27 protein-coding genes and 1 tRNA gene are annotated in these 26,052 nt (G+C 66.3%); 11 read left to right on the top strand and 17 right to left on the bottom strand.

The window, feature by feature from the left end:
* Positions 1–121 precede the first annotated feature (121 nt).
* A complete protein-coding gene (locus tag AC1DXX_RS03175; protein WP_478132703.1) occupies positions 122–1,405 on the top strand; it encodes a helix-turn-helix domain-containing protein in 1,284 nt (427 codons plus the stop codon).
* Here AC1DXX_RS03175 and AC1DXX_RS03170 read toward each other — a convergent pair whose 3' ends face one another.
* From AC1DXX_RS03170 to AC1DXX_RS03150, 5 genes are all read right to left on the bottom strand, one after another.
* Positions 1,406–2,560, bottom strand: coding sequence for an ROK family transcriptional regulator (locus AC1DXX_RS03170; protein WP_478132702.1), 1,155 nt, complete (start codon positions 2,558–2,560; stop codon positions 1,406–1,408).
* Between the two features lie 13 nt (positions 2,561–2,573).
* Positions 2,574–3,374 (bottom strand): ATP-binding cassette domain-containing protein, encoded by an 801-nt coding sequence (locus AC1DXX_RS03165; RefSeq protein WP_478132701.1) that lies wholly within the window; start codon positions 3,372–3,374, stop codon positions 2,574–2,576.
* Between the two features lies 1 nt (position 3,375).
* The gene (locus tag AC1DXX_RS03160) at positions 3,376–4,566 is read right to left on the bottom strand and encodes a sugar ABC transporter permease (protein WP_478132700.1); all 1,191 of its coding nucleotides are present in this window, start codon (positions 4,564–4,566) and stop codon (positions 3,376–3,378) included.
* Positions 4,567–4,661: 95 nt separating this feature from the next.
* Positions 4,662–5,684 (bottom strand): D-xylose ABC transporter substrate-binding protein, encoded by a 1,023-nt coding sequence (gene xylF, locus AC1DXX_RS03155; protein ID WP_478132699.1) that lies wholly within the window; start codon positions 5,682–5,684, stop codon positions 4,662–4,664.
* Between the two features lie 112 nt (positions 5,685–5,796).
* On the bottom strand, positions 5,797–6,414 hold the full coding sequence (locus AC1DXX_RS03150; protein ID WP_478132698.1) for a CHAP domain-containing protein: 618 nt from the start codon (positions 6,412–6,414) through the stop codon (positions 5,797–5,799).
* 122 nt (positions 6,415–6,536) lie between these two features.
* Between AC1DXX_RS03150 and AC1DXX_RS03145 the strand changes: the two genes are divergently transcribed.
* On the top strand, positions 6,537–7,559 hold the full coding sequence (locus AC1DXX_RS03145; RefSeq protein ID WP_478132697.1) for a thiamine pyrophosphate-dependent dehydrogenase E1 component subunit alpha: 1,023 nt from the start codon (positions 6,537–6,539) through the stop codon (positions 7,557–7,559).
* Positions 7,550–8,515 carry an alpha-ketoacid dehydrogenase subunit beta gene (locus AC1DXX_RS03140; RefSeq protein ID WP_478132696.1) on the top strand — a complete coding sequence of 322 codons (966 nt, stop codon included), beginning with the start codon at positions 7,550–7,552 and terminating at the stop codon, positions 8,513–8,515. Before AC1DXX_RS03145 ends, AC1DXX_RS03140 begins: the two co-directional genes overlap by 10 nt.
* 16 nt (positions 8,516–8,531) lie before the next feature.
* Here the strand turns inward: AC1DXX_RS03140 and AC1DXX_RS03135 are convergent, their stop codons facing one another.
* Positions 8,532–9,296 carry an SDR family oxidoreductase gene (locus AC1DXX_RS03135; RefSeq protein WP_478132695.1) on the bottom strand — a complete coding sequence of 255 codons (765 nt, stop codon included), beginning with the start codon at positions 9,294–9,296 and terminating at the stop codon, positions 8,532–8,534.
* A gap of 125 nt (positions 9,297–9,421) precedes the next feature.
* Between AC1DXX_RS03135 and AC1DXX_RS03130 the strand changes: the two genes are divergently transcribed.
* Together AC1DXX_RS03130 and AC1DXX_RS03125 are read left to right on the top strand one after the other, a co-directional pair.
* Positions 9,422–10,348, top strand: coding sequence for a LysR family transcriptional regulator (locus AC1DXX_RS03130; protein WP_478132694.1), 927 nt, complete (start codon positions 9,422–9,424; stop codon positions 10,346–10,348).
* 68 nt (positions 10,349–10,416) lie between these two features.
* The gene (locus tag AC1DXX_RS03125) at positions 10,417–11,433 is read left to right on the top strand and encodes a Bug family tripartite tricarboxylate transporter substrate binding protein (RefSeq protein ID WP_478132693.1); all 1,017 of its coding nucleotides are present in this window, start codon (positions 10,417–10,419) and stop codon (positions 11,431–11,433) included.
* An 8-nt stretch (positions 11,434–11,441) separates the two neighbouring features.
* Here AC1DXX_RS03125 and AC1DXX_RS03120 read toward each other — a convergent pair whose 3' ends face one another.
* Positions 11,442–11,765: a DUF1840 domain-containing protein gene (locus tag AC1DXX_RS03120; RefSeq protein ID WP_478132692.1), complete on the bottom strand. Its 324-nt coding sequence runs from the start codon at positions 11,763–11,765 to the stop codon at positions 11,442–11,444.
* Between the two features lie 12 nt (positions 11,766–11,777).
* Positions 11,778–13,046, bottom strand: a complete 1,269-nt coding sequence (locus tag AC1DXX_RS03115) for a class I SAM-dependent methyltransferase (RefSeq protein ID WP_478132691.1) — start codon at positions 13,044–13,046, stop codon at positions 11,778–11,780.
* 117 nt (positions 13,047–13,163) lie between these two features.
* Between AC1DXX_RS03115 and AC1DXX_RS03110 the strand changes: the two genes are divergently transcribed.
* The 6 genes from AC1DXX_RS03110 to AC1DXX_RS03085 are packed head-to-tail and all read left to right on the top strand — an operon-like array spanning position 13,164 to position 20,099.
* Positions 13,164–15,548, top strand: coding sequence for a bifunctional salicylyl-CoA 5-hydroxylase/oxidoreductase (locus AC1DXX_RS03110; protein WP_478132690.1), 2,385 nt, complete (start codon positions 13,164–13,166; stop codon positions 15,546–15,548).
* 1 nt (position 15,549) lies between these two features.
* On the top strand, positions 15,550–16,026 hold the full coding sequence (locus AC1DXX_RS03105; protein WP_478132689.1) for a MarR family winged helix-turn-helix transcriptional regulator: 477 nt from the start codon (positions 15,550–15,552) through the stop codon (positions 16,024–16,026).
* Positions 16,023–16,877 carry an enoyl-CoA hydratase family protein gene (locus AC1DXX_RS03100; protein ID WP_478132688.1) on the top strand — a complete coding sequence of 285 codons (855 nt, stop codon included), beginning with the start codon at positions 16,023–16,025 and terminating at the stop codon, positions 16,875–16,877. The genes AC1DXX_RS03105 and AC1DXX_RS03100 overlap by 4 nt, the downstream gene beginning before the upstream one ends.
* 5 nt (positions 16,878–16,882) lie before the next feature.
* Positions 16,883–18,076: an acyl-CoA dehydrogenase family protein gene (locus AC1DXX_RS03095; RefSeq protein WP_478132687.1), complete on the top strand. Its 1,194-nt coding sequence runs from the start codon at positions 16,883–16,885 to the stop codon at positions 18,074–18,076.
* A 5-nt stretch (positions 18,077–18,081) separates the two neighbouring features.
* Positions 18,082–19,704 carry an AMP-binding protein gene (locus AC1DXX_RS03090; protein ID WP_478132686.1) on the top strand — a complete coding sequence of 541 codons (1,623 nt, stop codon included), beginning with the start codon at positions 18,082–18,084 and terminating at the stop codon, positions 19,702–19,704.
* The gene (locus AC1DXX_RS03085) at positions 19,701–20,099 is read left to right on the top strand and encodes a RidA family protein (RefSeq protein WP_478132685.1); all 399 of its coding nucleotides are present in this window, start codon (positions 19,701–19,703) and stop codon (positions 20,097–20,099) included. The genes AC1DXX_RS03090 and AC1DXX_RS03085 overlap by 4 nt, the downstream gene beginning before the upstream one ends.
* A gap of 22 nt (positions 20,100–20,121) precedes the next feature.
* On the opposite strand, the gene AC1DXX_RS03080 is transcribed toward AC1DXX_RS03085, so the two are convergent.
* From AC1DXX_RS03080 to secY, 9 genes are all read right to left on the bottom strand, one after another.
* Positions 20,122–21,096, bottom strand: a complete 975-nt coding sequence (locus tag AC1DXX_RS03080; RefSeq protein WP_478132684.1) for a GlxA family transcriptional regulator — start codon at positions 21,094–21,096, stop codon at positions 20,122–20,124.
* Between the two features lie 171 nt (positions 21,097–21,267).
* Positions 21,268–21,344, bottom strand: a tRNA-Met gene (locus tag AC1DXX_RS03075).
* A gap of 18 nt (positions 21,345–21,362) precedes the next feature.
* Complete coding sequence (gene rplQ, locus AC1DXX_RS03070) at positions 21,363–21,761, bottom strand: 50S ribosomal protein L17 (RefSeq protein ID WP_478132683.1); 399 nt, start codon at positions 21,759–21,761, stop codon at positions 21,363–21,365.
* 88 nt (positions 21,762–21,849) lie between these two features.
* Entirely contained in the window at positions 21,850–22,839 is a 990-nt protein-coding gene (locus AC1DXX_RS03065; RefSeq protein WP_093059385.1) for a DNA-directed RNA polymerase subunit alpha, read from the bottom strand.
* A gap of 142 nt (positions 22,840–22,981) precedes the next feature.
* The gene (gene rpsD, locus AC1DXX_RS03060; RefSeq protein ID WP_013544104.1) at positions 22,982–23,605 is read right to left on the bottom strand and encodes a 30S ribosomal protein S4; all 624 of its coding nucleotides are present in this window, start codon (positions 23,603–23,605) and stop codon (positions 22,982–22,984) included.
* A 129-nt stretch (positions 23,606–23,734) separates the two neighbouring features.
* Complete coding sequence (gene rpsK / locus AC1DXX_RS03055) at positions 23,735–24,139, bottom strand: 30S ribosomal protein S11 (protein WP_009124825.1); 405 nt, start codon at positions 24,137–24,139, stop codon at positions 23,735–23,737.
* A 12-nt stretch (positions 24,140–24,151) separates the two neighbouring features.
* Positions 24,152–24,517 carry a 30S ribosomal protein S13 gene (gene rpsM / locus AC1DXX_RS03050; protein ID WP_093243005.1) on the bottom strand — a complete coding sequence of 122 codons (366 nt, stop codon included), beginning with the start codon at positions 24,515–24,517 and terminating at the stop codon, positions 24,152–24,154.
* Between the two features lie 23 nt (positions 24,518–24,540).
* On the bottom strand, positions 24,541–24,654 hold the full coding sequence (gene rpmJ / locus AC1DXX_RS03045) for a 50S ribosomal protein L36 (RefSeq protein WP_013544106.1): 114 nt from the start codon (positions 24,652–24,654) through the stop codon (positions 24,541–24,543).
* A 64-nt stretch (positions 24,655–24,718) separates the two neighbouring features.
* Entirely contained in the window at positions 24,719–26,032 is a 1,314-nt protein-coding gene (secY, locus tag AC1DXX_RS03040; RefSeq protein ID WP_478132682.1) for a preprotein translocase subunit SecY, read from the bottom strand.
* Between the last annotated feature and the right edge of the window lie 20 nt (positions 26,033–26,052).

Here is a 26,052-nt window from a genome sequence, read left to right as displayed (position 1 = left end):
TGTGGCCCAAGGATCGTTCGCGCGGCCCCGGCATTCACCCCCGGGATTTCCCCAATCGAGCCTTGTTCCATTGCGGAACACATTCGCTGAGGTTCCCGAACCCTGAGAGGCATCGAACACCATGGCCCTCGACAAGTTCGACAAGTTCGACAGGCTCGGCACGGCGGATGCGCCGCGCCAACTCTTCGCCAGCACGCCGGCACAGCGCGTGGCGCTCGCGCGGCGGCAGTTCTTCGAGGAAGGCGTGCGCCCCTCGGGCCTGATCGGCGAGGCGGTGCTGCAGTCGTGGATGCGCTGCAGCCGCACCCACACCGACCGGCAGCGCATCGTGCCCTTCGATGCGGTCACGCCGAGCCGGCTGCACGCCACGCTCGCGCGCAACCGCGAGCTGCTCGAGGTGGCGCGGCAGGAGCTCGTGCAGATGGAAAACACGCTCGCCGGCACCGACTGCCGTGTGATCCTGACCGACCGCGAGGGCGTGGTGGTGCACGTCACGCACCAGCCGGCCGCGGCGCACCAGCCGGTGCTGCGAAAGACCGCAAGGGTGGGCGTGAACATCTCGGAGCGCATCGTGGGCACCACGGCGCCCGGCATCGTGGCGAGCACCGGGCAGGCCTGCACCGTCGACGGCGCCGAGCACTACTTCGACGTGCTGCGCGAGATGCAGTGCGCGGCGGCGCCGATCCGCGATGTGACGGGCCGGCTGGCCGGCGTGCTCGACCTCACGGTGGAGGCGCGGCGCTTCGGCTTCGATGCGGCGTCGATGGTGTCGCTCTATGCGACGACCATCGAGAACCGGCTGCTGCAGGCGCAGTCGCGCGACCACCTGATCCTGCGTTTTCAGGCAAGCCCGACGCTGCTCGGCACGCCGCTCGAGGCGCTGGCCGGCATTGCGCCCGACGGCACCATCGCCTGGCTCAACAACGCCGGTGCGCGGCTGCTCGGCCGGCTGCCCGAGGCGGCGGACCAACGCGATGTCGAATGCCTGCTGGGCCACGATCTGGCGAGCCTGCTGCGGCTCGGCCGGCGCGAAGCCGCGCAGCCGCTGCGGCTGGCCAGCGGGCTCGGCGTGTGGGTGCAGGCGCATCTGAAGGGCGCGGACGGCGTGGACTTCCGGCATGCGGTGGCGATGCCGGGCGGCGCTGCACCTTCGGCAGCGGCAACGACGATGTCGATAGCAAGCGCTGCCGGCGAGATCGGTGCCGCAGCGGCCGCGGACGACGCCGCGCAGGCGCCGCATGCCGAGACGCTGCGCGAGCACAGCCGCAAGCTGATCGAGGAAACGCTCGCGGTGCATGGCGGCAACGTGTCGCAGGCGGCGCGGCAACTGAACGTCTCGCGCGGGACGCTCTATCGCCGGCTGCGCGGCTGGCGCGACGAAGACGCGACGCCCGCGGCGAACTGATCAGGCGATGGCGCGCGCCAGTGCGCGCGCACGGCGCGCCTTCGCATCGGGCTGCAGCGGCCGCAGGTATTCGTGCAGCGCCAGCGCGGCAGCGCCCACCGCCGGCGCGAGCTCTTCATAGCGCGCGGTGCGCAGGTCCGGCGCCGGCATGCCGGCGCGCTCCGCATGGTGCTTGACCATCTCGAACGCCGCCTGCGCGAAGCCGCGATGGTCCGCGCACGACTTGCCGCCAAGCACGATGGCCCGCGGATTGAAGGTCACCCACAGGTTCTGCAGCAGCACGCCGAAGAAGGCTGCGGCGCGCGCCATGTCCACACCCTGGCGCTCCAGCGTGCGCGAGCCGAAGAAGGCTTCGGCGCAACCGCGCCGGCCGCACGAGCACAGCGGGCCGTCGAGTTCGAGGATGGTGTGGCCGATCTCGCCGGCCATGCCCTGCGCGCCGGTGAAGAGGCGGTCGTTCAACACCACGCCCGCACCCACGCCCACGTCGCAGCTGACGAAGATCAGCGGATCTTCGCCCTCGCCTGCGGCGAACTCGTACTCGCCGAGCGCAGCCGCATCGGCGTCGTTCTGCAGCTGCACCGTGACACCGGGCAGGCCGGCCGCGGCAAACGATTTCTCCAGCGCCGGCAGCAGGCTCACGTTGCGCCAGCCGAGGTTGGGCGCGAAACGGACCACGCCGGTGCAATCGTCCACCGCGCCCGGCACGCACACGCCGATGCTCGACAGGCGCAGGCCGAGTTCGTTCAGGTGCAGATGTCCCGCCGCCGCCATGCGCGCAACCTGCGCGCACACGCCGGCCGGCGAGCCGTCGCTGAGGGCATGGGTGTCCGAGTACAGCACCTCGCCCTGCAGCGAGACGCACACGAGGCGCACGGTTTCGACCGCGATCTCGACGCCCATCAGGGCGCGCACGCCGACGTTGATCTGCAGGGGCGTCGAAGGGCGCCCGAGGCCATCGGCCACGGCCGCATCGGACTCCTTGAGCCAGCCTTCGTCGAGCAGTTCGCGCACCAGCAGGCTCACGGTGGATTTCGTGAGCCCGCTCTCGCTCGCGAGCCGTGCGCGCGAAAGCCCGGGCTGTGCGCGCAACAGCCGCAGCAGCACGCTGCGGTTCATGCGCTTCAGCAACTGCTGATCGCCGATCGTCTTCATATCGCGAAGCGCATCAGGCCGCCACGGCCGCGGTCGCTGCGTGATGCGCCTGTTCTTTTCCTTCGGGGCGCTTGCCCGCGATGATCATCCCGAGCACTTCGTCTTCCGTGACGTCTTCGGTGCGGTAGGTGCCGACCAGCTTGCCGTTCTTCATCACCGCGAGGCGGTCGCTGAGCGAGAACACATCGGGCATGTCGTGCGTGATCAGGAAGATGCCCACGCCGTCGGCCTTGAGCTGCTTCACGAGCCCGCCGACCATCGCGGTTTCCTCCGGACCGAGCGCCGCGCAGGGCTCGTCCATGATCAGGATGCGCGCATTGAAATACAGCGCGCGCGAGATCGCCACCACCTGCCGCTGGCCGCCCGAAAGCCGGCGCACCGGCACGCGGATGTTGGTGAAGTTCTTGTTGAGGCGGTGGAACACCTTGCGCGCCTGCACTTCCATGAAGTGGTCGTCGAGCGTGTTCCAGCGCGTCATCTTCTCGCGGCCGAGAAAAAGGTTGGAGACCGAGTCGAGGTTGTCGGCGAGCGCGAGCGTCTGGTAGATGGTCTCGATGCCCTGCCCCTGCGCTTCGGCCGGCGTGCGGATGTGGACCTTCTCGCCCGCGATCAGCGTGTCGCCCGAATCGATGGGGTAGGCACCCGCGAGCATCTTCATGAGCGTGGACTTGCCGGCGCCGTTGTGGCCCAGCAGGGCAACCACTTCGCCGGGGTACAGGTTCACGCTCACGCCGTCCACGGCTTTCACGCCGCCGAAGGCCTTGTGGATGTCGCGCAGTTCGACGAGGGGCTTGGAGGTGTCGATGTCGGCCATTTCAGTTCTCCCCAAACTTGCGGCGATACAGCACATCGAACACCACCGCCACGATCAGCACCTGCCCGATGATCACCATGCGCTTGCCGATCGGCACGTCGAGCAGCAGCATTCCGCTGTCGAGCGACTGCATGATCAGCGCGCCCAGCACCGAGCCGAAGATCGAGCCGCTGCCGCCCGCGAGCGCGGTGCCGCCGATGACGGCCGCCGCGATCACGTAGAGCTCCATGCCCGTTCCGAGCGAATTGGTGCCGGCGTTGAGCCGCGCAATCGACACGATGGCCGCCACGGTGACCAGCACCGCGAGCAGCGCGAACAGCATCAGCGTCACGCGCTTGACCGGAATGCCCACCAGCGCCGCCGCATCGGGATTGCCGCCCATCGCGAACACATAGCGCCCGAAGCGCGTGCGGTGCACGATGAACGACAGCACGATCGCCACCACGGCCCAGATCAACACCGGGATCGGAATGCCCTGCGCTTCGGTCTTGGACGAGATCTGGTAGTTGTTCATCACCGCCGCGAAGGCGAACACCACGGCTGCCGGCACGGCCGTGATCAACACGTCGAGCCACAGCGCCTCGGTCGGCATGTCGTGGTGCTGCCGCGCGCGGCGCTTCTGCACCATGCGCCCGAACAGCACCAGCGTGACCAGCCCCGCGAGCACCCAGCTCGCCGTGGTGCCGATGCCGCCGTCGTAGCCGCCGCCCAGGCGCTGGAAGAATTCGTCGTTCACCGGCTGCGTCTTGCCGTCGGCCACGAGGAAGGCCGCGCCGCGGAACGACATCAGGCCGCCGAGCGTGACCACGAAGGAAGGCACGCCGAGCACCGCCGTGAGCCAGCCTTGATAGATCGACACGAGCAGCGCCACGGCAAGACCTGCGAGGCAGGCCGTGGGCCACGACCAGCCCGAGGTGTATTGCAGGTAGGCGATCAGCACCCCGACGAAACCCATCACCGAACCGACCGACAGGTCGATGTGGCGCGCCACGATGATCAGCACCATCACGGTCGACACGATGCCGACCACGGCCGTCTGCTGCGCGACGTTGTAGAGATTCTCGGGAGAGAGAAACACGCCGCCCGACATGATGCTGAAGACCACCCCCATGGCGACCAGCAGCACGCACATCAGGATCAGCCGCAGATCGATGCCGGTGCGACGCCACCAGCCCGGAGTTGAATTGCTCATTTTTGGGACACCCTCAAAACGAATGCGCGACCGCGTCCTCACCGGCCCGCAAAGGCCGGCCGGACGCAGCACTGCGCGGATGGACGACTGGCCGTTTACTTGCAGGCGGCGGGCGCGCTGGCACCCGAAACGCCCTTGCAGAGCTCGTCCTTCTTGATCCAGCCGGCCTTGACGATCACGTCGAGGTTGTCGCGCGTGATCGGCACCGGCGTCAGCAGGCGCGAGGAGAGCGAGATCTTCTTCGCACCGCCGGCCCACGGCGCGGCCTTGTCGACCGGCTTGCCGGCCGCGAGCGCGACGGCCGCACTGGCGGCTTCGCGGCCGAGTTCGCGCGAATCCTTCCAGACGGTGGCGGTCTGCGTACCGAGCGCGATGCGATTGAGCGCCGCGAAGTCGGCGTCCTGGCCCGACACCGGAATGCCGCGGATGCCCTTGGCCGAGAGCGCCGCCACCGCGCCGCCGGCCGTGCCGTCGTTGGCCGCGACCACCGCGTCGACCTTGTTGCCGACCTTGGTGAGGATCTGCTCCATGTTCTTCTGCGCGACCTCGGGCTTCCAGCCTTCGGTGTATTCGTCGCCGACGATCTTGATGTCGCCCTTCTTGACGGCGGCGTCCAGCACTTCCTGCTGGCCCGCGCGCAGGAAATCGGCGTTCGGGTCGCTCGGCGAGCCCTTGATGATCACGTAGTTGCCCTTGGGCTTGACCTTGAAGACCTCGCGCGCCTCCATGCGGCCGACCTCGACGTTGTCGAAGGTGATGTAGAAAACACCGGGCGCCTCGATCAGCCGGTCGTACGCGACCACAGGCACCTTCTGGCGCGTGGCCTTGGTGACGGCGGGCAGGATCGCGTCCTTGTCCATCGCCAGCACGATGAGCGCCTTGGCGCCCTTCGACATCAGGCCCTCGATGTCGCCCAGCTGCTTCTCGGGCGAGCCGCCCGCATCGGCACTGATGTACTTGGCGCCGAGCTTCTCGAGCTGGGCCTTGATGGCGGCTTCGTCGGTCTTCCAGCGTTCTTCCTGGAAGTTGGACCAACTCACGCCGACCACGGTCTGGGCCAGCGCGCTCACGGCCGTGAGGCCGAAGGCCATGGCGGCCAAGGTGTGTTTCAGTTGCATCGGTGTCTCTCCTGCCGAGTAAGAAATTAGTTAGTTTGAAAGGCGAACTAACTATCCCATCAGAGGCGGAGGATTGGCATCCGGGAATTCCCCGAGCCCTGGCTGCGGCGGGTCAGCGAGAAATCGGGGTAAGGGAAGGGGCCGGCCGGAGCCAGCCGAACGCGCCGCCCGCCACCGTCCAGTGGCCGTCGGCGGCATCCATGGCGAAACGGGCCCGGCTGCCCGCGAACGGCCCCGGGTTCTGCTGGACGATCTCGACCTCGCGCTCGGTCACGCCGGCAACGATCGCGACGTGCCCGTACGGATTGAAGAGCGTGGGCGGAAACACGATGAGGTCGTCCACCTGCGGCTTCTCGGACTGGGCGTTGCGGTACTGCACGAGCGCCCGCTTCGGATTCAGCGCACCCTGCGCCGTGTTGGCGTCGAAGAAGTCCTTCGCGTTGCCGGAGGCGTCCGGCATGCGGTGGTTGAAGCGCTCGAAGTAGTAGCGCTTGACGAACTCCACGCACTGGTACTTGATGCCCAGGTTATAGCCGTCGCGGGACAGGTTCCGGCCCTCGGCGTGGTTGACGCCGCCGTTGTAGTAGACCTTCACGCCGTTGAATTCGTCGACCACCGCGCCGACCTCGCGGCCGGGGTTGAGGTTCGTGTAGGTCACGATGCGGTAGCCGGCGGCGGCCAGCACGACGGCACCGGCGAGGGAGAGAAGAAGGGTGCGCAGACGAATCATGGGGCCAGAGGTTAACGTCGCACGATGGGGGAGCCGCCAGTGCCGAAGGTCACTTCCGCGAATGCCTCACCGCGTGTCCTCGGGCATGATCGCGTGCACAAAAAAGAGCACTGGAGACATCGATGGACCCGAGCATTCCCACCGGCGCCGGCGAGGCGCTGTACCGCACGATGGTGCGCATCCGCGCCTTCGAGAACGCCGCCGAAGCGGCGAGCCAGGGCGGGGTGAGCGCCTATGGGCAGCAGGCCGCGGGCGCTGCCAAGGTGCGTGGCCCGCTGCACCTCTCGACCGGACAGGAGGCCGTGCCGGCCGGCGTGTGCGCCCACCTGCGCGCGAGCGACTACCTCACCTCCACGCATCGCGGCCACGGCCACACGCTGGCCAAAGGCGCGGACCTCACGCGCATGATGTGCGAGCTGTTCGGCAAGGCCACGGGCTTCAACGGCGGCAAGGGCGGCTCGATGCACATCGCGGACTTCTCGGTCGGCATGCTGGGTGCCAACGGGGTGGTGGCGGCGGGGCTGCCGATTGCCGTTGGTGCGGCGCATGCGCAGAAGCTGCTGAAGAAAAGTGACGACATCACGGTCTGCTTCTTCGGCGATGGGGCCATCAACCGCGGCCCCTTTCTCGAAGCCTTGAACTGGGCTCGCGTTTACGAGTTGCCGGTGCTCTTCGTCTGCGAGGACAACCGCTGGAGCGCCACCACGGCGAGCGGGCCGATGACGGCGGGCGACGGTGCCTCTGCCCGCGCTGCGTCGATGGACATCGCGGCGACGCAAGTCGATGGCAACGACGTGTTCGCCGTGCACGAAGCCGCCGCACGGCTGGTGAACGAGGTGCGCGGCGGCGGCGGGCCACGCCTGCTGCATGCGCTGACCTACCGCGTGAAAGGCCACGTGTCGGTCGATCTCGCGGCCTACCGCGATCCGGCCGAACTGGCCGCCGCGCTCGAAACCGATCCGATCGCGCGCACGCGCGGGCACCTGCTATCGATCGGCGTGCGGGCGGCCACGCTCGATGCCATCGAGAACGCGGCGCGCGACGAAGTCGATACCGCGCTGGCCATCGCCGACGCGGCGCCCTGGCCCGACGCCAGCGCCGCCTTCACCGACGTGCAGACCACCGGAGCAGGCCAATGGCGGTGACGAAGGAGTTGAGCTATTCCGAAGCCGCCGCGCTCGCCATCCAGCGCGAGATGGAAGCCGATGCGCGGGTGGTCGTGCTCGGCGAGGACGTGGGCCGCGGCGGCATCTTCGGCCAGTACAAGGGCCTGCAGCAGACCTTCGGCGCCGAGCGCGTGATCGACACGCCGATCAGCGAGGCCGCGATCATGGGCGCCGGCGTGGGCATGGCGCTCGCGGGCCTTCGCCCGGTGGTCGAGATGCGCGTGGTCGATTTCGCGCTCTGCGGCATGGACGAGCTGGTGAACCAGGCCGCCAAGAACCGCTTCATGTTCGGCGGCCAGGGCCGCGTGCCGCTGGTGGCGCGCATGCCGGGCGGCATCTGGGACGCTTCGGCCGCGCAGCATTCTCAATCGCTCGAAGCCTGGTTCGCGCACCTGCCGGGCGTGGTGGTGGTGAGCCCCTCGACGCCGCAGGACAACTATGGCCTGTTGCGCGCCGCGCTGCAGTGCGGCGACCCGGTGGTCTACATCGAGCACAAGACGCTCTGGGGCCTGCGCGGCGAGGTGAACGAAGACATCGCCGTGCCGCTCGGCAAGGCGGCGCGGGTGCGCGAGGGCCATGCGCTCACGCTGGTGAGCTGGAGCAAGCAGATGCAGGTCTGTGCCGCGGCTTGCGATGCGCTGGCAGCCGAAGGGATTGCGGTCGACCTGATCGACCTGCGCACGCTGTGGCCGTGGGACCGTGAGACCGTGCTTTCCTCCTGCGCGCGCACCGGGCGATTGCTGGTGGTGCACGAGGCGGTGCAGGCCGCGGGCTTCGGCGCCGAGATCGCTGCCAGCGCCGCGGAGGCCACGGGCTGCCGCGTCGCGCGGCTGGGCGCGCCGCGCATTCCGGTCGGCTATTCGCCGGTGCTGGAAGCGCAGTCGCGCATTGGCGCCGAGGCCGTCGTCGCGGCGGCGAGGAAGCTGCTGGGCTGAGCTCGCCGGCCTGGTCTCAGGCTGCGAAGCCGCCGTCGATGTTGAGGCTGGCACCGGTCACGAAGGCCGCTTCGGGGCTGGCGAGGTAAGCCACCATGCCCGCGATTTCGTCGGGGTGCCCGTGACGGGCCACCGCCATCAGGCCGTGCATCGCGGCGGCGTGCGGACCGTCGACCGGGTTCATGTCGGTGTTGACCGGACCGGGCTGCACGTTGTTGACCGTGATGCCGCGCGGGCCGAGGTCGCGTGCAAGACCTTGCACCAGGCCCTTCAACGCCGACTTGCTCATGGCATAGGTGGCGCCGCCGGGCCAGGGCATGCGCTCGGCGTTCGTGCTGCCGATATTGATGACGCGGCCGCCTTCACCCATGTGGCGCGAGGCCGCCTTGGCGGCGACGAACACGGCGCGCACGTTGACGTTGAGCGTCTTGTCGAAGTCTTCGAGCGAGAAGTCGTCGAGGGTGCCGGGCAGGTACACGCCGGCGTTGTTGACGAGGATGTCGATCTTGCCGAGCGCACGGGCCGCTTCGTCGATGCCGGCGGTGAGCGCCGTTGCGTCGGCGCTGTCGATCTTCAGCGCCAGTGCACGGCCGCCTTCGGACTGGATGCTGCGCACCAGCTCGTCGGCCGGGGCTGCCGCGCTGCTGTAGCTGAAGGCGACAGCGGCGCCGTCGCGCACCAGGCGGCGCACGATGGCGGCGCCGATACCGCGCGAACCGCCGGTGACGAAAGCGACCTTGCCGGCCAGGACGGGAGAGGAAGAAGAAGTGGTGGAAGCCATGGTGTTTTTCCGATCGGTTGGAGGAAGAAGACCTTCAGTGTCGGGATTTCATTCCCTTCGCGGTAGCCATCAACAGTCGCAATCAAATTCAACCCAAAGTTGAAGATGAGACAGAAAATGGGCCCATGGAACCGCTCAATCACCTCGAATCCTTCGTGCAAAGTGCGGAAGGCGGCAGCTTCTCGGCCGCTGCCCGGCGCCTCGGGCTGACCCCTGCGGCCGTCAGCAAGAACGTCGCCCGGCTCGAGGCGCGGCTGGGCGTTCGGCTGTTCCAGCGCAGCACCCGCCGCCTCACGCTGACCGAGGGCGGCGAGCGCTTCCTGGCGCAGATCGGCGGCGCGCTCGCCACGCTGCAGGAGGCGGTGGCCGGTATCGCCAAGGACGACGGCCAACCCGCCGGCACGCTGAAAGTGAGCATGGGCCAGGCCTTMGGGCGCGAGCACGTGCTGCCGATGATGGGCGACTTCCTCGCGCGCTACCCGTCCATCCTGCCCGACTGGCACTTCGACAACCAGCAGGTGGACCTGGTGGGCGAAGGCTTCGACGCGGCCATCGGCGGTGGGATCGAGCTGTCGTCCGGCGTGGTGGCGCGCGAGCTGTCGCGCATCCATGTGGTGGCGGTGGCCTCGCCGGCCTACCTGGCGGGACGCAAGCTGCCTGCGCAGCCCGCCGACCTGGCGCAGTTGGACGCCCTGCTGCGCCGCTCCTCGCCCACCGGGCGCGTGCGCAGCTGGACGCTGCAGCATGCGAACGGCCAGCAGACCACGGTGGAGCTGCCGCGGCCGCGCGCGATCTTCAACGACCCCGAGGCCATCGCGCAGGCCGCGCTGCTGGGCCTGGGTGCGGCCATGCTGCCGATGCCTTTCGTCGAGCGCGGCCTGCGCAGCGGCGAGTTGGTGCGGCTCTTGCCCGAGTGGCATTTCGACGCGGGTGCGGTGTGGCTCTACTACCCAAGCAAGAAGCTGCTGCCGCCGAAGACGCGCGTGTTCGTCGACTTCGTGCTGGAGCGCTTTCGCAGCGAGCGGTTTTCACAGCGGATGCAGGTGACCTGAAGCGCTGGCTGCGTCACCGGGGTTTTCACTCGCGGCGCCGAGGACGGTTCGCCTGTACAAAGGCGCGCATGACCTTATCTTTCAAAACGAATCGCCGGGCCGCGCTGGCGGCCTCCGCAGTCGCAGCCGTTGCCCTGATGGCGCCCACCGCATGGGCACAGAACACCTGGCCGACCAAGCCGGTACGCATCGTCGTGCCCTTCGCGGCCGGCGGCACCACCGACATCCTGGCACGCGCCATCGCGCCGGAACTCTCGAAGGCCTTCGGCCAGCAGTTCATCGTCGACAACCGCGCGGGCGCGGGCGGCAATCTGGGCGCCGAGCTCGTGGCGCGCGCGCCGAACGACGGCTACACGCTGCTGATGGGCACCGTGGGCACCCACGGCATCAACCGCGCGCTGTACCCGAAGCTGCCCTTCGACCCGATCAAGGACTTCGTGCCGATCACGCTGGTGGCGGCCGTGCCGAACGTGATGGAAATGAACGCCGACAAGGCCAAGGCGCTGAACATCCGCAACGTGCAGGACTTCATCAAATACGCCAAGGCCAACCCGGGCAAGCTCAACATGGCGTCGAGCGGCAGCGGCACCTCGATCCACCTGGCGGGCGAGCTGTTCAAGAGCATGACCGGCACCTTCATGGCCCACATCCCGTACAAGGGCTCGGGCCCGGCGCTGCTGGACATGGTGGGCGGCAATGCCGACGTGATGTTCGACAACCTGCCCTCGTCGATGGCACAGCTCAAGGGCGGCAAGCTCACGGCGCTGGCCGTGACCAGCGCGCAGCGCTCGCCCGCGCTGCCCGACATTCCGACGGTCGAGGAAGCCGGCGGCCCCGCGCTCAAGGGCTACGAGGCAAGTTCGTGGTTCGGCCTGCTGGCGCCGGCCGGCACCTCGCCCGAGATCGTGAACCGGATTCAGCAGGAAGTGGCCAAGTCGCTCGGCACCCCGGCCATCAAGGAAAAGATGCTGGCCCAGGGGGCGATCCCGAGCGGCAATTCGCCAGCCGACTTCACCAAGCTGATTGCCAGCGAGCACGTGAAATGGGCGAAGGTCGTGAAAGACTCCGGCGCAAAGGTGGACTGACTCCCGCCTCAGGTGCTCCAGGTCACGTCCTTGTTGTCGGCCTTCGAGTCCCTGAGCATGTGAAGCAGGGGGGCTGCACGCTGGTGCAGTCCGACATGCTGTCTTTCGGCTTCGGCGGCATGGCCCTCGACCGCGTAGTCGTCGTTGTTGTGGGCATTGCTGCCTTCGCGCGCCAGGGCGGCCTCGAGGGCCGCAATGGCGGCGGGAATCTGCTCGACCGTGATGATGCCCTGCGGTGCCGCGGATTTGCCGACGATGTCGAGCAACTGGCGTGCATGCAGTTCGAGCATCACGAAATCAGGAGCGGCGCGGGACTTGAAACGATAGAGCATGGTGTTGTTCACTCACTTGTAGATGTAGTCACGGGCAAAAGGGTACACCGATTGCGCCCCGCGCAAAACGCCATGGTCGACCTTGCCGTCGGGCCTGGTGGCGAGCATCTGGTGGAGTGAGATCCAGCCCTGTTCGAAACTCATGGCCGAACCGGCGAGGTAGAGGCGGTAGGCGCGCAGCACGCGCTCCGCGTTCTCGCCCTGCCGGCCGCCGCTGCGCCGCAGCACCTCGAGCGCCGCGCCGAGTTGCGCCTCGAGCGCGTCGGACCAGGCCCAGAGCGTGCGCGCATAGTGCGGCCGCAGGCTCTCGGTGTCGACCATTTCCAGGCCCGCCGCCGCCGTCTCGCGCAGCACATGCGTGACGTGCAGCAGTTCGCCGCCGGGGAAGATGTATTTCTCGATGAAATCGCCCATGCCGGCGCCGAGCTGGCGGTAGTTGAGCTCGCCCGAGGTGATGCCGTGGTTCATGACCAGGCCGCCCGGCTTCAGCAGCGCATGGATCTTGCGGAAGTAGGTCGGCATGTTGGCCGCGCCCACGTGCTCGAACATGCCGACCGAGGAGATCTTGTCGAAGGGCTGCTCGACCGAGAGCTCGCGGTAGTCGCGCAGCTCGACGCGCACCCGGCCCTGCAACCCTTTTTCCTCGATCAGGCGCTGCACATGCGCATGCTGGTTCTTCGACAGCGTGATGCCGGTCGCATCGACGCCGTAGTGCTCGGCCGCCCACAGCAGCAGCCCGCCCCAGCCGGAGCCGATGTCGAGGTAGCGCTCGCCCGGCTGCAGCATCAGCTTGCGGCAGATGTGGTCGAGCTTGGCCTCCTGGGCCTGTGCCAGCGTCAGCTCGGGGGTACGAAAGTACGCACATGAGTAGACCCGGCGCGGGTCGAGCCACAGCGCATAGAAGTCGTCCGACACGTCGTAGTGGAACTCGACCTGGGCGGCGTCCTTGCGCAGCGAATGCGAGCCATGCGACTTGGCCCTGTGCTGCAGGCGGCTCCACCAGCCGGTGTCGGTTTCGGCCGGGTTGCCCGGCAGCATGCCGACGGTGGCATCGATCAGGTCGCGCATGGCGCCCTCGATCTGCACCTTGCCCTCGACGTAGGCTTCCCCGATGGCCCCCACCTGCCGGGCGGCCAGCTTGGCCAGCACCGTCCACTCCTTGAAAGCGAGCGTGACGCGGGCTCCGGCCTGGGCAACGCGCCGGCCATCTGGCAGTTCCAGCGCGATAGGGACAGGCAGCGAAGCCAGCTGCGACTCGATCTTGGGTATCAAGTTTTGCATGGAGCCCATGGTATTGATTTTTACAAGGGTTTGCATGACTGTCCGCACCGGGGAAATCCGGGCGCCGGTTACGAAACAGCATTGACATCAGATTGTTTATGCCTAAACTATTCAACCATGAACAGCCTCAACCCGGTCAAACCCGCTCCCGCCGCGGACCTCCAGCGCATCCTGTGCATCGGTGGTGGCCCGGCGGGCCTCTACTTCGCCCTGCTGATGAAGGCGCGCAACCCCGCGCTCCAGATCACGGTGGTGGAGCGCAACCGCCCCTTCGACACCTTCGGCTGGGGCGTGGTGCTGAGCGACCAGACGCTCGGCAACCTGGCGGCGGCCGACGCCGACACCGCGGCGCTGATCGGCAACGAGTTCCATCACTGGGACGACATCCAGGTGTTCTTCAAGGGCCGCCAGGTGCGCTCGGGCGGCCACGGCTTCTGCGGCATCGGCCGCAAGCGCCTGCTGAACATCCTGCAGGAACGCTGCCTCGCGCTGGGCGTCGACCTCGTGTTCGAAACCGACGCGACGGACGACCAGGCGATTGCCGCGCAGTACAAGGCCGATCTCGTGATTGCCAGCGACGGCCTCAACAGCCGCATCCGCCAGCGCTATGCCGACGTGTTCAAGCCCGACGTCGACCTGCGCAACTGCCGCTTCGTGTGGCTGGGCACGCACCAGACCTTCGACGCCTTCACCTTCGCCTTCGAACAGACCGAGCACGGCTGGTTCCAGGCGCATGCCTACCAGTTCGACGACAAGACCTCGACCTTCATCGTCGAGACGCCCGAAGCCGTGTGGAAGGCCCACGGCCTCGACCAGATGGAGCAGCCCGAAGCCATCGCCTTCTGCGAGAAGCTGTTCGCCAGGTACCTCGGCGGCCACGCGCTGATCAGCAACGCCACGCACCTGCGCGGCTCGGCCAACTGGATCCGCTTTCCGCGCGTGGTGTGCGAGCGCTGGACGCACCGCATCGACGTCGAAGGCCGCTCGGTGCCCGTGGTGCTGATGGGCGACGCGGCGCACACGGCGCACTTCTCGATCGGCTCGGGCACCAAGCTCGCGCTCGAGGACGCGATCGACCTCGCGAACGAATTCGAACGGGGCGGCACTGTGGACCATGTGCTGGAAGGCTACGAGGCGCGCCGCAGCGTCGAGGTGCTCAAGATCCAGAATGCTGCGCGCAATTCGACCGAGTGGTTCGAGAACGTGCCGCGCTACACCGGCATGCAGATCGAGCAGTTCGCCTACTCGCTGCTCACCCGCTCGCAACGCATCAGCCACGAGAACCTGCGCGTGCGCGACACGCAATGGCTCGGCGGCTATGAGCAATGGCTCGCCGGCGGCAAGGCCGTGGCGCCGATGCTGATGCCGTACAAGGTGCGCGGGCTCACGCTCAAGAACCGCATCCTGGTGTCGCCGATGGCCACCTACAGCGCAGTCGACGGCGTACCGCAAGACTTCCTGCTGGTGCACCTGGGCGCGCGTGCGCTCGGCGGCGCCGCGATGGTGTTCGTCGAGATGACGAGCCCGACGCCCGAAGGCCGCATCACGCCGGCCTGCACCGGCCTCTACAACGATACGCAGCAAGCGGCGTTCAAGCGCATCGTCGATTTCGTGCACACGCAGTCGAGCGCGAAGATCGCGATGCAGCTCGGTCACAGCGGCCCGAAAGGCTCCACGCGCGTGGGCTGGGAAGGCACCGACGAGCCGCTCGAAGACGGCAACTGGCCGGTGCTCGGCGCCAGCGCACTGCCCTACGGCGAACAGAACCAGCTGCCCGCCGCGATCACGCGCGCCGAGATGGACACGCTGCGCGACCAGTTCGTCGACGCCACGCGTCGCGCCGCCGAATGCGGCTTCGACTGGCTCGAACTGCACTGCGCGCACGGCTACCTGCTGTCGGCCTTCATCAGCCCGCTCACGAACAAGCGCACCGACGCGTACGGCGGCGACATCGAAGCCCGAAGCCGCTACCCGCTCGAAGTGTTTCGCGCGATGCGCGCCGTGTGGCCCGCCGACAAGCCGATGAGCGTGCGCATCTCGGCGCACGACTGGGCGCCCGGCGGCAACACCGACGCCGACGCGGTCGTCGTCGCACGCCTTTTCAAGGAAGCCGGCGCCGATTTCATCGACGTGTCCTCCGGCCAGACCACGCGCGCCGCCAAGCCGATCTACGGCCGCATGTACCAGACGCCGTTCTCCGACCGCATCCGCAACGAGGTCGGCATCTCGACCATCGCGGTGGGCGCGATCACCGATGCGGACCAGGCCAACAGCATCATCGCGGCCGGCCGCGCCGATCTCTGCGCCATCGCACGCCCGCACCTGGCCGACCCCGCCTGGACACTGCACGAAGCCGCCAAGCTGCAAAGCCGCGATGTCGACTGGCCGAAGCAGTACCTGAGCGGCCGCGACCAGATGTACCGCGAGATCGCCAAGCAGCAGCAGATCGCTGCAGCTGCGAATGCTGCGCTGGCGTCCCAGAACCCCGAGGAGACACACTGACATGGACCTCGAAGCGCGCGCGCACAGCGAACACCCCGAAGCCCTGCGGCTCTGGCTGCGGTTGCTGACCTGCACCCAGTTGATCGAGAAGCAGGTGCGCAACGAGCTGCGCTCGCAGTTCGCCACCACGCTGCCGCGCTTCGACCTGATGTCCCAGCTCGAGCGCTCGCCCGACGGCCTGAAGATGAACGAGCTCTCGCGCCGGATGATGGTGACGGGCGGCAACGTCACCGGCATCACCGACCAGCTCGTGACCGAAGGCCTGGTCGAGCGCATCAATGTCGAGGGCGACCGCCGCGCCTGGCGCGTGCGGCTCACCGCACGCGGCCGCAAGCTCTTCAACGAGATGGCGCAGCAGCACGAAGACTGGATCGTCGATGCCTTCGCAGGCCTCAGCGGCAAGGAGATCGCGCAGCTTCACAAGCTGCTCGGCAAGGTCAAGCAACACTCACACAGCCAATTGGCGGAGACCCCATGAAGCATTACATCGGCGCGGGCAATCCCATGCGTGCGCAATTCGAGGCGAAGGCCGCCTACAAGGCCGAGCACTTCGCATGGCGCTATGAGGCCGGCGTCGGCACCATCACGCTGAACCGCCCCGAGCGCAAGAACCCGCTCACGTTCGATTCGTACGCCGAGCTGCGCGACCTGTTCCGCGCGCTGACCTACGCGACCGACGTGAAGGTGATCGTCGTGACCGGCGCGGGCGGCAACTTCTGCTCGGGCGGTGACGTGCACGAGATCATCGGCCCGCTCACCGGCATGCGCATGCCGGAGCTCCTCGAATTCACGCGCATGACCGGCGACCTGGTGAAGGCGATCCGCAGTTGCCCGCAGCCGATCGTCGGCGCCATCGACGGCGTGTGCGCCGGTGCCGGCGCGATGATCGCGCTGGCCTGCGACCTGCGCTACGGCTCGCCCGCGACCCGCACGGCGTTTCTCTTTACCCGCGTGGGACTCGCCGGCGCGGACATGGGTGCCTGCGCATTGCTGCCCCGCGTGATCGGCCAGGGCCGCGCATCGGAGCTGCTGTTCACCGGGCGCGCGATGACGGCGCAGGAAGGCCACGCATGGGGCTTCTTCAATGCACTGCACGAAAGCGATGCGCTGCTCGAAGCAGCCACCAAGGTGGCACGCGAACTGGCCGAGGGCCCGAGCTTCGCGCACGGCATGACCAAGACCATGCTGTCGCAGGAATGGTCGATGACCATCGACCAGGCCATCGAAGCCGAAGCGCAGGCCCAGGCGATCTGCATGCAGACCGAGGACTTCAAGCGCGCCTACGAAGCCTTCGCGGCCAAGCGCAAGCCCGTGTTCGGCGGGGACTGAAGACCATGATGGCCAAGATTCCCGCACCGCCGTCGACAGCGCACCTCGCGCTGCCGTTCTTCGACGAAGCCCATCGCGCCCTCGCGCACGACCTGCTGCCCTGGTGCGCAGCCCAGGAAGTGGACGAGCGCGACGACCGCGCGGCCTGCCGTGAATGGGTGCGCCGCCTCGGCGACGGCGGCTGGCTGCGCTACGCCGTACCCGGCAGCGCGGGCGGCGCGCTCGCGCGCCTCGATTCGCGTGCGCTCGTGCTGCTGCGCGAGACGCTCGGTTACCACTCGCCGCTGGCAGACTTCGCCTTTGCGATGCAGGGGCTGGGCAGCGGTGCGATCACGCTCGCGGGCACGCCCGAGCAGCAGTCGCAGTACCTGACGGCCGTTGGCAAGGGCGACAGGATTGCAGCCTTCGCGCTCAGCGAGCCCGAAGCGGGCTCGGACGTGGCGGCGATGGCCATGCGCGCCGAGGCCACGGCCGACGGCTGGCGCCTGAACGGCGAGAAGACCTGGATCAGCAACGGCGGCATCGCCGACTTCTATTGCGTGTTCGCGAAGACCGATCCGACGGCCGGCACGCGCGGCATCACCGTGTTCATCGTCGATGCAGAGACGCCCGGTCTCGACACCTCCGAGCACATCGACGTGATGGCGCCGCACCCGCTCGCCACGCTGCGTTTCGAGAACTGCGTCGTGCCGCGCACCGCGCAACTCGGCGAGCTCAACGGCGGCTTCAAGCTGGCGATGCGCACGCTCGACATCTTCCGTGCATCGGTCGCGGCTGCCGCGCTCGGCATGGGGCGCCGCGCACTCGCCGAAGCCATCGCGCACGCGAAGGGCCGCCGCATGTTCGGTCAGACGCTCGCCGACTTCCAGCTCACGCAGGCCAAGCTCGGCGAGATGGCCGCGCTGATCGACAGCGCAGCATTGCTCACCTACCGCGCCGCATGGATGCGCGACGACGCCGAACAGCGCGGCGCACCTGCAGTGGGCGACGTGTCGGCTGCGGCGGCGATGGCCAAGATGTGCGCCACCGAGAACGCCAGCCGCGTGATCGACATGGCGCTGCAGATGCATGGCGGCCTCGGCGTGAAGGTTGGCACGAAGATTGAAAGCCTCTACCGCGACATCCGCTCGCTGCGCATCTATGAAGGCGCGACGGAAGTTCAACAGCTGATCATTGGCAAATCCGTTCTGCGGGGATAAATACCGTGTCTGCCCAAGTCGACCGCTTCGTTCACGACCGCCTGCCGCCCGCCGAGCAGTTGCCGGTCTTTCGCTACGACCTGCCGGAGCTGCAGCTGCCCGAACAGCTGAACCTCGTGGAGGAATTGCTGGACAAGGCGGCCGCCAAGGGCTTCGGCGACAAGCCGATGCTGCGCTCTCCGGCGGGCACGCTCACCTACGGCCAGGCGGCCGTCGAGGTCAATCGCATCGCGCAGGTGCTCGTCGAAGACCTGGGCCTCGTGCCCGGCAATCGCGTGCTGCTGCGAGGCGGCAATTCGGTGGCGATGGCGCTCGCGTGGCTCGCGGTGGTGAAGGCCGGTTTGATCGCGGTGGCAACGATGCCGCTGCTGCGCGCGAAGGAGTTGGGCGAGATCATCGAGAAGGCGCGCCCCGTGGCCGCGCTGTGCGATGGCCGCCTGCTCGACGAGCTCGTGACGGCGCAGCAGGCGCATCCGGTGCTCGCAACGGTGATTGCATTCAACAAGCCGGATGCAGCGGACTCGCTCTCCGCACGCGCTGCCGGCAAGAGCGGCGTGTTCACGGCATGCCCCACGGCGGCCGACGACATCGCCTTGCTCGCCTTCACATCGGGCACCACCGGCAAGCCGAAGGCGCCGGTCACCACGCACCGCGACGTGCTCGCGATGTGTGAGACTTGGCCGCGCCATGTGCTGAAGGCGCGCAGCGACGACATCGTGGTGGGTTCGCCGCCGCTGGCCTTCACCTTCGGGCTCGGTGGACTGCTGGTGTTTCCGATGTGGGCTGGCGCCTCGGTGTACTTCGCCGACGCGCCATTCACGCCCGAGGGCCTGGTGAAGCTCATCAACGAGGTCGGTGCGACCATCTGCTACACGGCGCCCACGTTCTACCGCCAGATGGCCCCTTTCGTGCGGCAGCACGGCATGCCCAGCCTGCGCATCAGCGTGAGCGCGGGCGAGGCCCTACCGGATGCCACGCGCCAGCTGTGGAAGGAATCCACCGGGATCGAGATGCTCGACGGCATCGGCGGCACCGAGGTGTTCCACATCTACATCTCCGCCGCGGGCGACGATGTGCGCCGCGGCGCGGTCGGCAAGGCCGTGCCGGGTTTCACCGCGAAAGTGGTGGACAACGCCGGCAATGAAGTGCCGCGGGGCACGGTCGGCAAGCTGGCGCTTCAAGGCCCGGTCGGTTGCCGCTACCTCGACGATCCGCGCCAGACCGACTACGTGAAGAACGGATGGAACTACCCCGGTGATTCGTTCGTGCAGGACGACGACGGCTACTTCTTCTACCAGGCACGCGCCGACGACATGATCATCACGGCCGGCTACAACGTCGGCGGGCCGGAGGTCGAAGACGCATTGCTCAAGCACCCCGCGGTGGCCGAGTGCGGCGTGATCGGCAAGCCCGATCCCGACCGGGGCATGATCGTGAAGGCGTTCTGCGTACTGAAGCCCGGCCATACCGGTGATGCCACGCTCGTGAAGGCGCTGCAGGACCATGTCAAGGCGACGATCGCGCCGTTCAAATACCCGCGGGAGATCGAGTTCGTGACGGTGCTGCCGCGCACCGAGACCGGCAAGCTCCAGCGATTCAAACTGAGACAACTCAACAGCACATCATGATGAACAAACTCTTGCAGCCAGCGGGCTGGTTGCCCCCCAAGGGCTATGCGAATGGCGTGGCCGCGCGCGGCACCATGGTGTTCGTGGGCGGACAGATCGGCTGGAATGCGCAGCAGCAGTTCGAGTCGGACGACTTCATCGACCAGTGCGGCCTGGCGCTGCGCAACATCGCAGAGGTGCTGCGCGAAGCCGGTGCCGGCCCCGAGCACATGGTGCGCATGACCTGGTACGTGACGGACCGCGACGAATACAGCCGGCGGCTGGCGGAACTCGGCCCTGTCTATCGCGAAGCGATGGGGCGCAACTTTCCGGCGATGACCTGCGTGCAGGTCGCGGCGCTGGTCGAGCACCGCGCGAAAGTCGAGATCGAAGTCACGGCGGTCATTCCGGACTGACCATTCCCCGCGCCGCCTTCGATCAATCGATGGCGTGCGCGTAGCGTTTGCGGTACTCCGCCGGCGTGATGCCGACCTGGCGCTGGAATGCGCGCCGCAGCGAGTCGGCGTCGGCGAATCCGCATTGGGCCGCTACCTGCTTCGGTGCGGCATCCCCGACCTCGAGCAGGCGGCGTGCGGCGCTGACGCGAATGCCTTCCACCCACGCTGCAGGCGTGACCCCGACCTCCTGCGTGAACAGCCGCGCGAAGTGGCGAGGGCTGAGGCTCGTGCGTCCGGCAAGATTGGCGACGCTGTGATCTTCTCCAGGGTTCGCCGCAATCCAGCGTTGCACTTCCTGCAATGCCGATCTGCCAACGGGCGCGGTTTCTCCTTTGCGGCTGAACTGCATCTGGCCGCCGGGGCGCTTGAAGAACATCACGAGCTGCGCGGCCACCTTCATGGCGATCTCGCGGCCGAGATCTTCTTCGACGAGCGCCAGCGACAGGTCGAGGCCCGCGGTCACGCCGGCGGCCGTGCGCAGGCGCCCGTCGCGCACGTGAATCGCGTCCGCGTCGACTTGCACCAATGGGAAGGCTTGCGCCAATTGGTCGGCAACCGCCCAGTGCGTGGTCACGCGCCGACCGTTGAGCAATCCGGCCTGGGCCAGCACGAAGGCGCCGCTGCAGACAGAGCCGAAACGGCGCACCTTGGGCGTGAGCTTGCGCAGCCATACAGTGACATCGACGTCGGTTGCGGCACTCGCGGCATGTGGAGTGCCCGCCACCAGGAGCGTGTGGATCGTCTCGCCGATGTCTTCGCCGATGACGGCGTCAGGCATGAGCCGTACGCCCGATGAACTGCGGATCGGGCCAGGCTGGCTCGCGATGACGCGCAGCCTGTAGGCCTCGGTGCGCGCCTGCACGTTCGCTTCGGCGAACACGTCGAGCGGTCCGGAGACGTCCAGCAACTGGACGCCCGGCATGGCGAGGATCGCGATGGTCTTCGTGGACCGCATGGTGTCTTCCGTGTCTCTATCAGCGCCGCGATGGCAGGATTTGCCGCTTCACATCCATTGAAGTTCCGCTTGGCACGGACGAGAAATATAAAAGCCCTCGCGAAGAGGGCTTTTATTGAATTCACTGAGCAAAGAAAAAAGGCCCTTTGAAATTCAAAGGGCCTTTTAAATTGGTTGCGCGAGCAAGATTTGAACTTGCGACCTTTGGGTTATGAGCCCAACGAGCTACCAGGCTGCTCCATCGCGCGGCAAGATGGAATTATAGCTTATTCGGCGCCGTTTTGCTCGGCAGCTTCTTCTTTAATTTCAGGACGATCGACCAGTTCGACCAGAGCCATCGGCGCGTTGTCGCCCACGCGGAAACCCATTTTCAGGATGCGCGTGTAGCCGCCCGGACGTGCCGCGAAACGCGGGCCCAGATCGGCGAAGAGCTTGACGACGCTGTCGCGGTCGCGCAGGCGGTCGAAGGCGAGGCGCTTGTTGGCAAGCGTGGGCTTCTTGGCGAGCGTGATCATCGGTTCGATGACGCGGCGCAGTTCCTTGGCCTTGGGGACCGTGGTCTTGATGACTTCGTGCTCGATGAGCGAATTCATCATGTTTTGCAGCATCGCAAGGCGGTGCGAGCTGGTGCGGTTGAGTTTGCGGAGTCCGTGTCCGTGACGCATGGTGCTTTCCTTTACTTTATTAAACAGGCAGCCGTATCAGGTACTGCCCGGGCACGAGCCCTCATGGGCTCAATTCAAAAAACAAAAATCAACGCTTGTCGAGACCGGCCGGCGGCCAGCTTTCAAGCTTCATACCCAAGGTCAGGCCGCGCGAAGCGAGGACTTCCTTGATTTCGTTGAGCGACTTGCGACCCAGATTCGGGGTCTTGAGCAGCTCGTTCTCGGTGCGCTGGATCAGGTCACCGATGTAGTAGATGTTTTCGGCCTTCAGGCAGTTGGCCGAACGCACGGTGAGTTCGAGCTCGTCGACAGGGCGCAGCAGGATCGGGTCGAATTGCTGTGCGCTGCGCGGTGCCGGTGCATCGAATGCAGCCAGTTCGCCGCCTTCGAGCTGTGCGAACACGGCCAGCTGTTCAACCAGGATTTTAGCCGAAGCGCGCACCGCGTCTTCGGCGGTGATTGCACCGTTGGTTTCGATTTCGACCAGCAGCTTGTCAAGGTCGGTACGCTGTTCGACACGGGCGCTTTCGACCGTGTAGCTCACGCGCTTCACAGGCGAGAACGACGCGTCGAGGACGATGCGGCCAATCGACTTGGTCGGCTCGTCGGCGTAGCGGCGCATCGTGCCGGGCACATAGCCGCGACCCTTTTCGACCTTGATCTGCATGTCGAGCTTGCCGCCTTGCGACAGGTGCGCGATCACGTGGTCGGGGTTGATGATCTCGACGTCGTGCGGGGTCTGGATGTCCGATGCCAGGACCGGGCCTTCGCCGTCCTTGCGCAGGCTCAACGTGACTTCGTCGCGGTTGTGGAGCTTGAACACCACGCCCTTGAGGTTCAGAAGGATGTTGACGACATCTTCCTGCACGCCGTCGATCGACGAGTACTCATGCAGAACGCCGGCGATCGTGACTTCAGTGGCCGAGTAGCCCACCATGGACGACAGCAGAACGCGACGCAGCGCATTGCCGAGCGTGTGGCCGTAGCCGCGCTCGAAAGGCTCGAGCGTGACCTTGGCCTTGTTGGGCGCAAGTTGCTCGACCTGGATGGTCTTGGGTTTCAGCAGGGTGGTTTGCATGCAGACTTCCTCTCAATACCCCCGGCTCGTTACACCGGTAAGGCTGGTGAAGCACCTGACCCGCGGCAGCGAAGCACGGGGCAGGAACGTGAACAACAAAAACTTGTTTCCCACACACGCGAGGTGTGCGGGAACAAAAAAATCAACGCGAATACAGTTCGACGATCAGCGATTCGTTGATGTCGGCTGCGAATTCGTCGCGATCGGGCACCTTCTTGAAGGTACCTTCGGCCTTGTCGGCATTCACTTCGACCCAGGCCGGGATGCCGACTTGTTGGGCGAGCTGGAGCGCTTCGGCAATGCGGGTCTGCTTCTTCGACTTGTCGCGCACGGCGATCACGTCGCCGGTCTTGACCAGGTACGACGGGATGTTGACCGACTGGCCGTTCACCGTGATCGCCTTGTGCGACACGAGTTGACGTGCTTCAGCGCGGGTCGAGCCGAAGCCCATGCGGTAGACGACGTTGTCCAGGCGCGATTCGAGGATGAACAGCAGGTTGGCGCCGGTGTTGCCACGGCGGCGGTCGGCTTCTTCGAAGTAGCGGCGGAATTGCTTTTCGAGCACGCCGTACATGCGCTTGACCTTCTGCTTTTCACGCAGTTGCAGGCCGTAGTCGGAGGTGCGCTGACCCGAGGTGCGACCGTGCTGGCCGGGCTTGGAGTCGAACTTGGCCTTGTCCTGGATCGAGCGGCGGGCGCTCTTCAGGAACAGGTCGGTGCCTTCACGGCGGGAAAGTTTGGCCTTGGGGCCGAGGTAACGTGCCACGATTTTTCCTTTGTGTCATCTGCCGCAGATGCCTGCGGGAGCCATCGGCGAAACGCGGATGGCGGTGGGCTTAGTTAAAAAACAAATGCGCAGCCGCTCGAAAGCTGGCTGCGCCTTGCTGGCTGACGATCAGATGCGGCGACGCTTCTGGGGACGGCAGCCGTTGTGCGGAACGGGCGTCACGTCGGCAATGGAATTGATCCGGATGCCGAGCGCAGCCAGTGCGCGCACCGACGATTCGCGACCGGGGCCCGGGCCCTTGATCTCGACGTCGAGGTTCTTGATACCTTGTTCGACAGCAGCACGGCCGGCAACTTCGGAAGCGACCTGCGCAGCGAACGGGGTCGACTTGCGCGAGCCCTTGAAGCCCTGGCCACCCGACGAAGCCCACGACAGGGCATTGCCCTGGCGATCGGTGATCGTGATGATGGTGTTGTTGAACGAGGCATGCACGTGGGCGATACCGTCCGCAACGTTCTTGCGAACCTTCTTGCGAACGCGCTGTGCGGCGTTGTTTGCAGGTGCTTTAGCCATGCTGATCTATCCTTATTTCTTCAGGGACTGCGCAGCCTTGCGCGGACCCTTGCGGGTGCGGGCATTGGTGCGCGTGCGCTGGCCGCGCATCGGCAGGCCGCGACGGTGACGGAAGCCGCGATAGCAGCCGATGTCCATCAAACGCTTGATGTTCATCGTCGTCTCGCGACGCAGATCGCCTTCGATCGTGAACAGAGCGATCTGGTCACGGATCTTCTCGAGATCGCCGTCGGTCAGATCCTTGATCTTCTTCGAATATTCGATGCCGCTCGCTTCGCAGATTTGACGGGCGCGGGTGCGACCGATACCGAAAATGGCGGTCAGGCCGATTTCAGCGTGCTTGTGCGGCGGAATGTTGATGCCAGCAATACGTGCCATGTGCGTCCTCTAATACTCTTCAATCAACCCTGGCGCTGCTTGTGGCGCGGGTCGGTGCAAATCACACGCACCACACCTTTACGGCGGATGACCTTGCAATTACGGCAGATGGTTTTGACCGAAGCCGAAACTCTCATTTCATTCTCCTAAAACTGTTTAACGTGGCGGTCTACCGCCCGATCTCAATACTGCAACACAGCCCTACGATGTCTTGAAGTTGGCCTTCTTCAGCAGCGATTCGTACTGCTGGGACATCATGTAGTTTTGCACCTGGGCCATGAAGTCCATCGTGACGACCACGATGATCAGCAGGGAGGTACCACCGAAGTAGAACGGCACGTTGTACTTCAGGATCAGGAACTCGGGCAGCAGGCAGACGAAGGTGATGTACACCGCGCCAGCCAACGTCAGGCGAACCAGAATCTTGTCGATATAGCGAGCGGTCTGGTCACCCGGACGAATGCCCGGAATGAATGCACCGCTCTTCTTCAGGTTGTCGGCCGTTTCCTTGCTGTTGAACACGAGCGCCGTGTAGAAGAAGCAGAAGAAAACGATCGCAGCAGCGTACAGCAGCACGTAGATCGGCTCGCCCGGACGCAGTGCGCCGGCAACATCCTTGATCCAGCGGAAGCCACCTTCACCGGTGCTGAACCAGCCGACCACCGTTGCGGGCAGCAGGATGATCGACGAGGCGAAGATCGGCGGGATCACGCCGGCCATGTTCAGCTTCAAGGGCAGGTGCGACGACTGGCCGCCATAGACCTTGTTGCCGACCTGGCGCCGCGCATAGTTCACGAGGATCTTGCGCTGGCCGCGTTCGACGAACACCACGAAGTAGGTGACCAGCACCACGACCGCGATGATGAAGAGCGCAATGATCGGATTCATCGCGCCAGTCGTTACCAGCGAAGCCAGGCCGCCGATGGCGTTGGGCAGGCCGGCCGCGATACCTGCAAAGATCAGGATCGAGATGCCGTTGCCCAGGCCGCGTTCGGTGATCTGCTCGCCGAGCCACATCAGGAACATCGAACCGGCGGTCAGGCTCACCATGGCGGTCAGGCGGAAGCCGAAACCGGGGGCGATGACCAGACCGGCCGACGATTCGAGGGCCACTGCGATGCTGAACGACTGAAACAGGGCCAGGCCGAGTGCGCCGTAGCGCGTGTACTGCGTGATCTTGCGGCGACCGGCCTCGCCTTCCTTCTTCAATTGCTCGAAGGTCGGAAGCACGTAGGTCATCAGCTGCATGATGATCGACGCCGAGATGTACGGCATGATCCCCAACGCGAACACGGTGAAGCGCGACAGCGCCCCGCCCGAGAACATGTTGAACAGGCTCAGAATGCCGCCCTGCTGGCCCTGGAACAACGCCGCCAGCTGGTCCGGGTTGATACCCGGCACAGGGATGTGGGCGCCGACCCGGTAGACCACGAGCGCGAGCAGCAAAAAGACGAGCCGACGACGGAGGTCGCCGAACTTGCCTGTTTTTGCGATCGTTGCCGCGTTAGTTGCCACGAAGAACTTCTTTCAGTCCG

The organism is Variovorax sp. P4_B10 (genome assembly GCF_056402375.1).
This window is presented reverse-complemented; position numbering and strand designations above follow the sequence as displayed.

Excerpts from the sequence above, each read along its gene's own strand:
- AC1DXX_RS03175 (WP_478132703.1), top strand. The coding sequence starts at position 122 with ATGGCCCTCGACAAGTTCGACAAGTTCGACAGGCTCGGCACGGCGGAT.
- AC1DXX_RS03170 (WP_478132702.1), bottom strand. The coding sequence starts at position 2,560 with ATGAAGACGATCGGCGATCAGCAGTTGCTGAAGCGCATGAACCGCAGC.
- AC1DXX_RS03165 (WP_478132701.1), bottom strand. The coding sequence starts at position 3,374 with ATGGCCGACATCGACACCTCCAAGCCCCTCGTCGAACTGCGCGACATC.
- AC1DXX_RS03160 (WP_478132700.1), bottom strand. The coding sequence starts at position 4,566 with ATGAGCAATTCAACTCCGGGCTGGTGGCGTCGCACCGGCATCGATCTG.
- xylF (WP_478132699.1), bottom strand. The coding sequence starts at position 5,684 with ATGCAACTGAAACACACCTTGGCCGCCATGGCCTTCGGCCTCACGGCC.
- AC1DXX_RS03150 (WP_478132698.1), bottom strand. The coding sequence starts at position 6,414 with ATGATTCGTCTGCGCACCCTTCTTCTCTCCCTCGCCGGTGCCGTCGTG.
- AC1DXX_RS03145 (WP_478132697.1), top strand. The coding sequence starts at position 6,537 with ATGGACCCGAGCATTCCCACCGGCGCCGGCGAGGCGCTGTACCGCACG.
- AC1DXX_RS03140 (WP_478132696.1), top strand. The coding sequence starts at position 7,550 with ATGGCGGTGACGAAGGAGTTGAGCTATTCCGAAGCCGCCGCGCTCGCC.
- AC1DXX_RS03135 (WP_478132695.1), bottom strand. The coding sequence starts at position 9,296 with ATGGCTTCCACCACTTCTTCTTCCTCTCCCGTCCTGGCCGGCAAGGTC.
- AC1DXX_RS03125 (WP_478132693.1), top strand. The coding sequence starts at position 10,417 with ATGACCTTATCTTTCAAAACGAATCGCCGGGCCGCGCTGGCGGCCTCC.
- AC1DXX_RS03120 (WP_478132692.1), bottom strand. The coding sequence starts at position 11,765 with ATGCTCTATCGTTTCAAGTCCCGCGCCGCTCCTGATTTCGTGATGCTC.
- AC1DXX_RS03115 (WP_478132691.1), bottom strand. The coding sequence starts at position 13,046 with ATGCAAAACTTGATACCCAAGATCGAGTCGCAGCTGGCTTCGCTGCCT.
- AC1DXX_RS03110 (WP_478132690.1), top strand. The coding sequence starts at position 13,164 with ATGAACAGCCTCAACCCGGTCAAACCCGCTCCCGCCGCGGACCTCCAG.
- AC1DXX_RS03105 (WP_478132689.1), top strand. The coding sequence starts at position 15,550 with ATGGACCTCGAAGCGCGCGCGCACAGCGAACACCCCGAAGCCCTGCGG.
- AC1DXX_RS03100 (WP_478132688.1), top strand. The coding sequence starts at position 16,023 with ATGAAGCATTACATCGGCGCGGGCAATCCCATGCGTGCGCAATTCGAG.
- AC1DXX_RS03095 (WP_478132687.1), top strand. The coding sequence starts at position 16,883 with ATGATGGCCAAGATTCCCGCACCGCCGTCGACAGCGCACCTCGCGCTG.
- AC1DXX_RS03085 (WP_478132685.1), top strand. The coding sequence starts at position 19,701 with ATGATGAACAAACTCTTGCAGCCAGCGGGCTGGTTGCCCCCCAAGGGC.
- AC1DXX_RS03080 (WP_478132684.1), bottom strand. The coding sequence starts at position 21,096 with ATGCGGTCCACGAAGACCATCGCGATCCTCGCCATGCCGGGCGTCCAG.
- rplQ (WP_478132683.1), bottom strand. The coding sequence starts at position 21,761 with ATGCGTCACGGACACGGACTCCGCAAACTCAACCGCACCAGCTCGCAC.
- AC1DXX_RS03065 (WP_093059385.1), bottom strand. The coding sequence starts at position 22,839 with ATGCAAACCACCCTGCTGAAACCCAAGACCATCCAGGTCGAGCAACTT.
- rpsK (WP_009124825.1), bottom strand. The coding sequence starts at position 24,139 with ATGGCTAAAGCACCTGCAAACAACGCCGCACAGCGCGTTCGCAAGAAG.
- rpsM (WP_093243005.1), bottom strand. The coding sequence starts at position 24,517 with ATGGCACGTATTGCTGGCATCAACATTCCGCCGCACAAGCACGCTGAA.
- rpmJ (WP_013544106.1), bottom strand. The coding sequence starts at position 24,654 with ATGAGAGTTTCGGCTTCGGTCAAAACCATCTGCCGTAATTGCAAGGTC.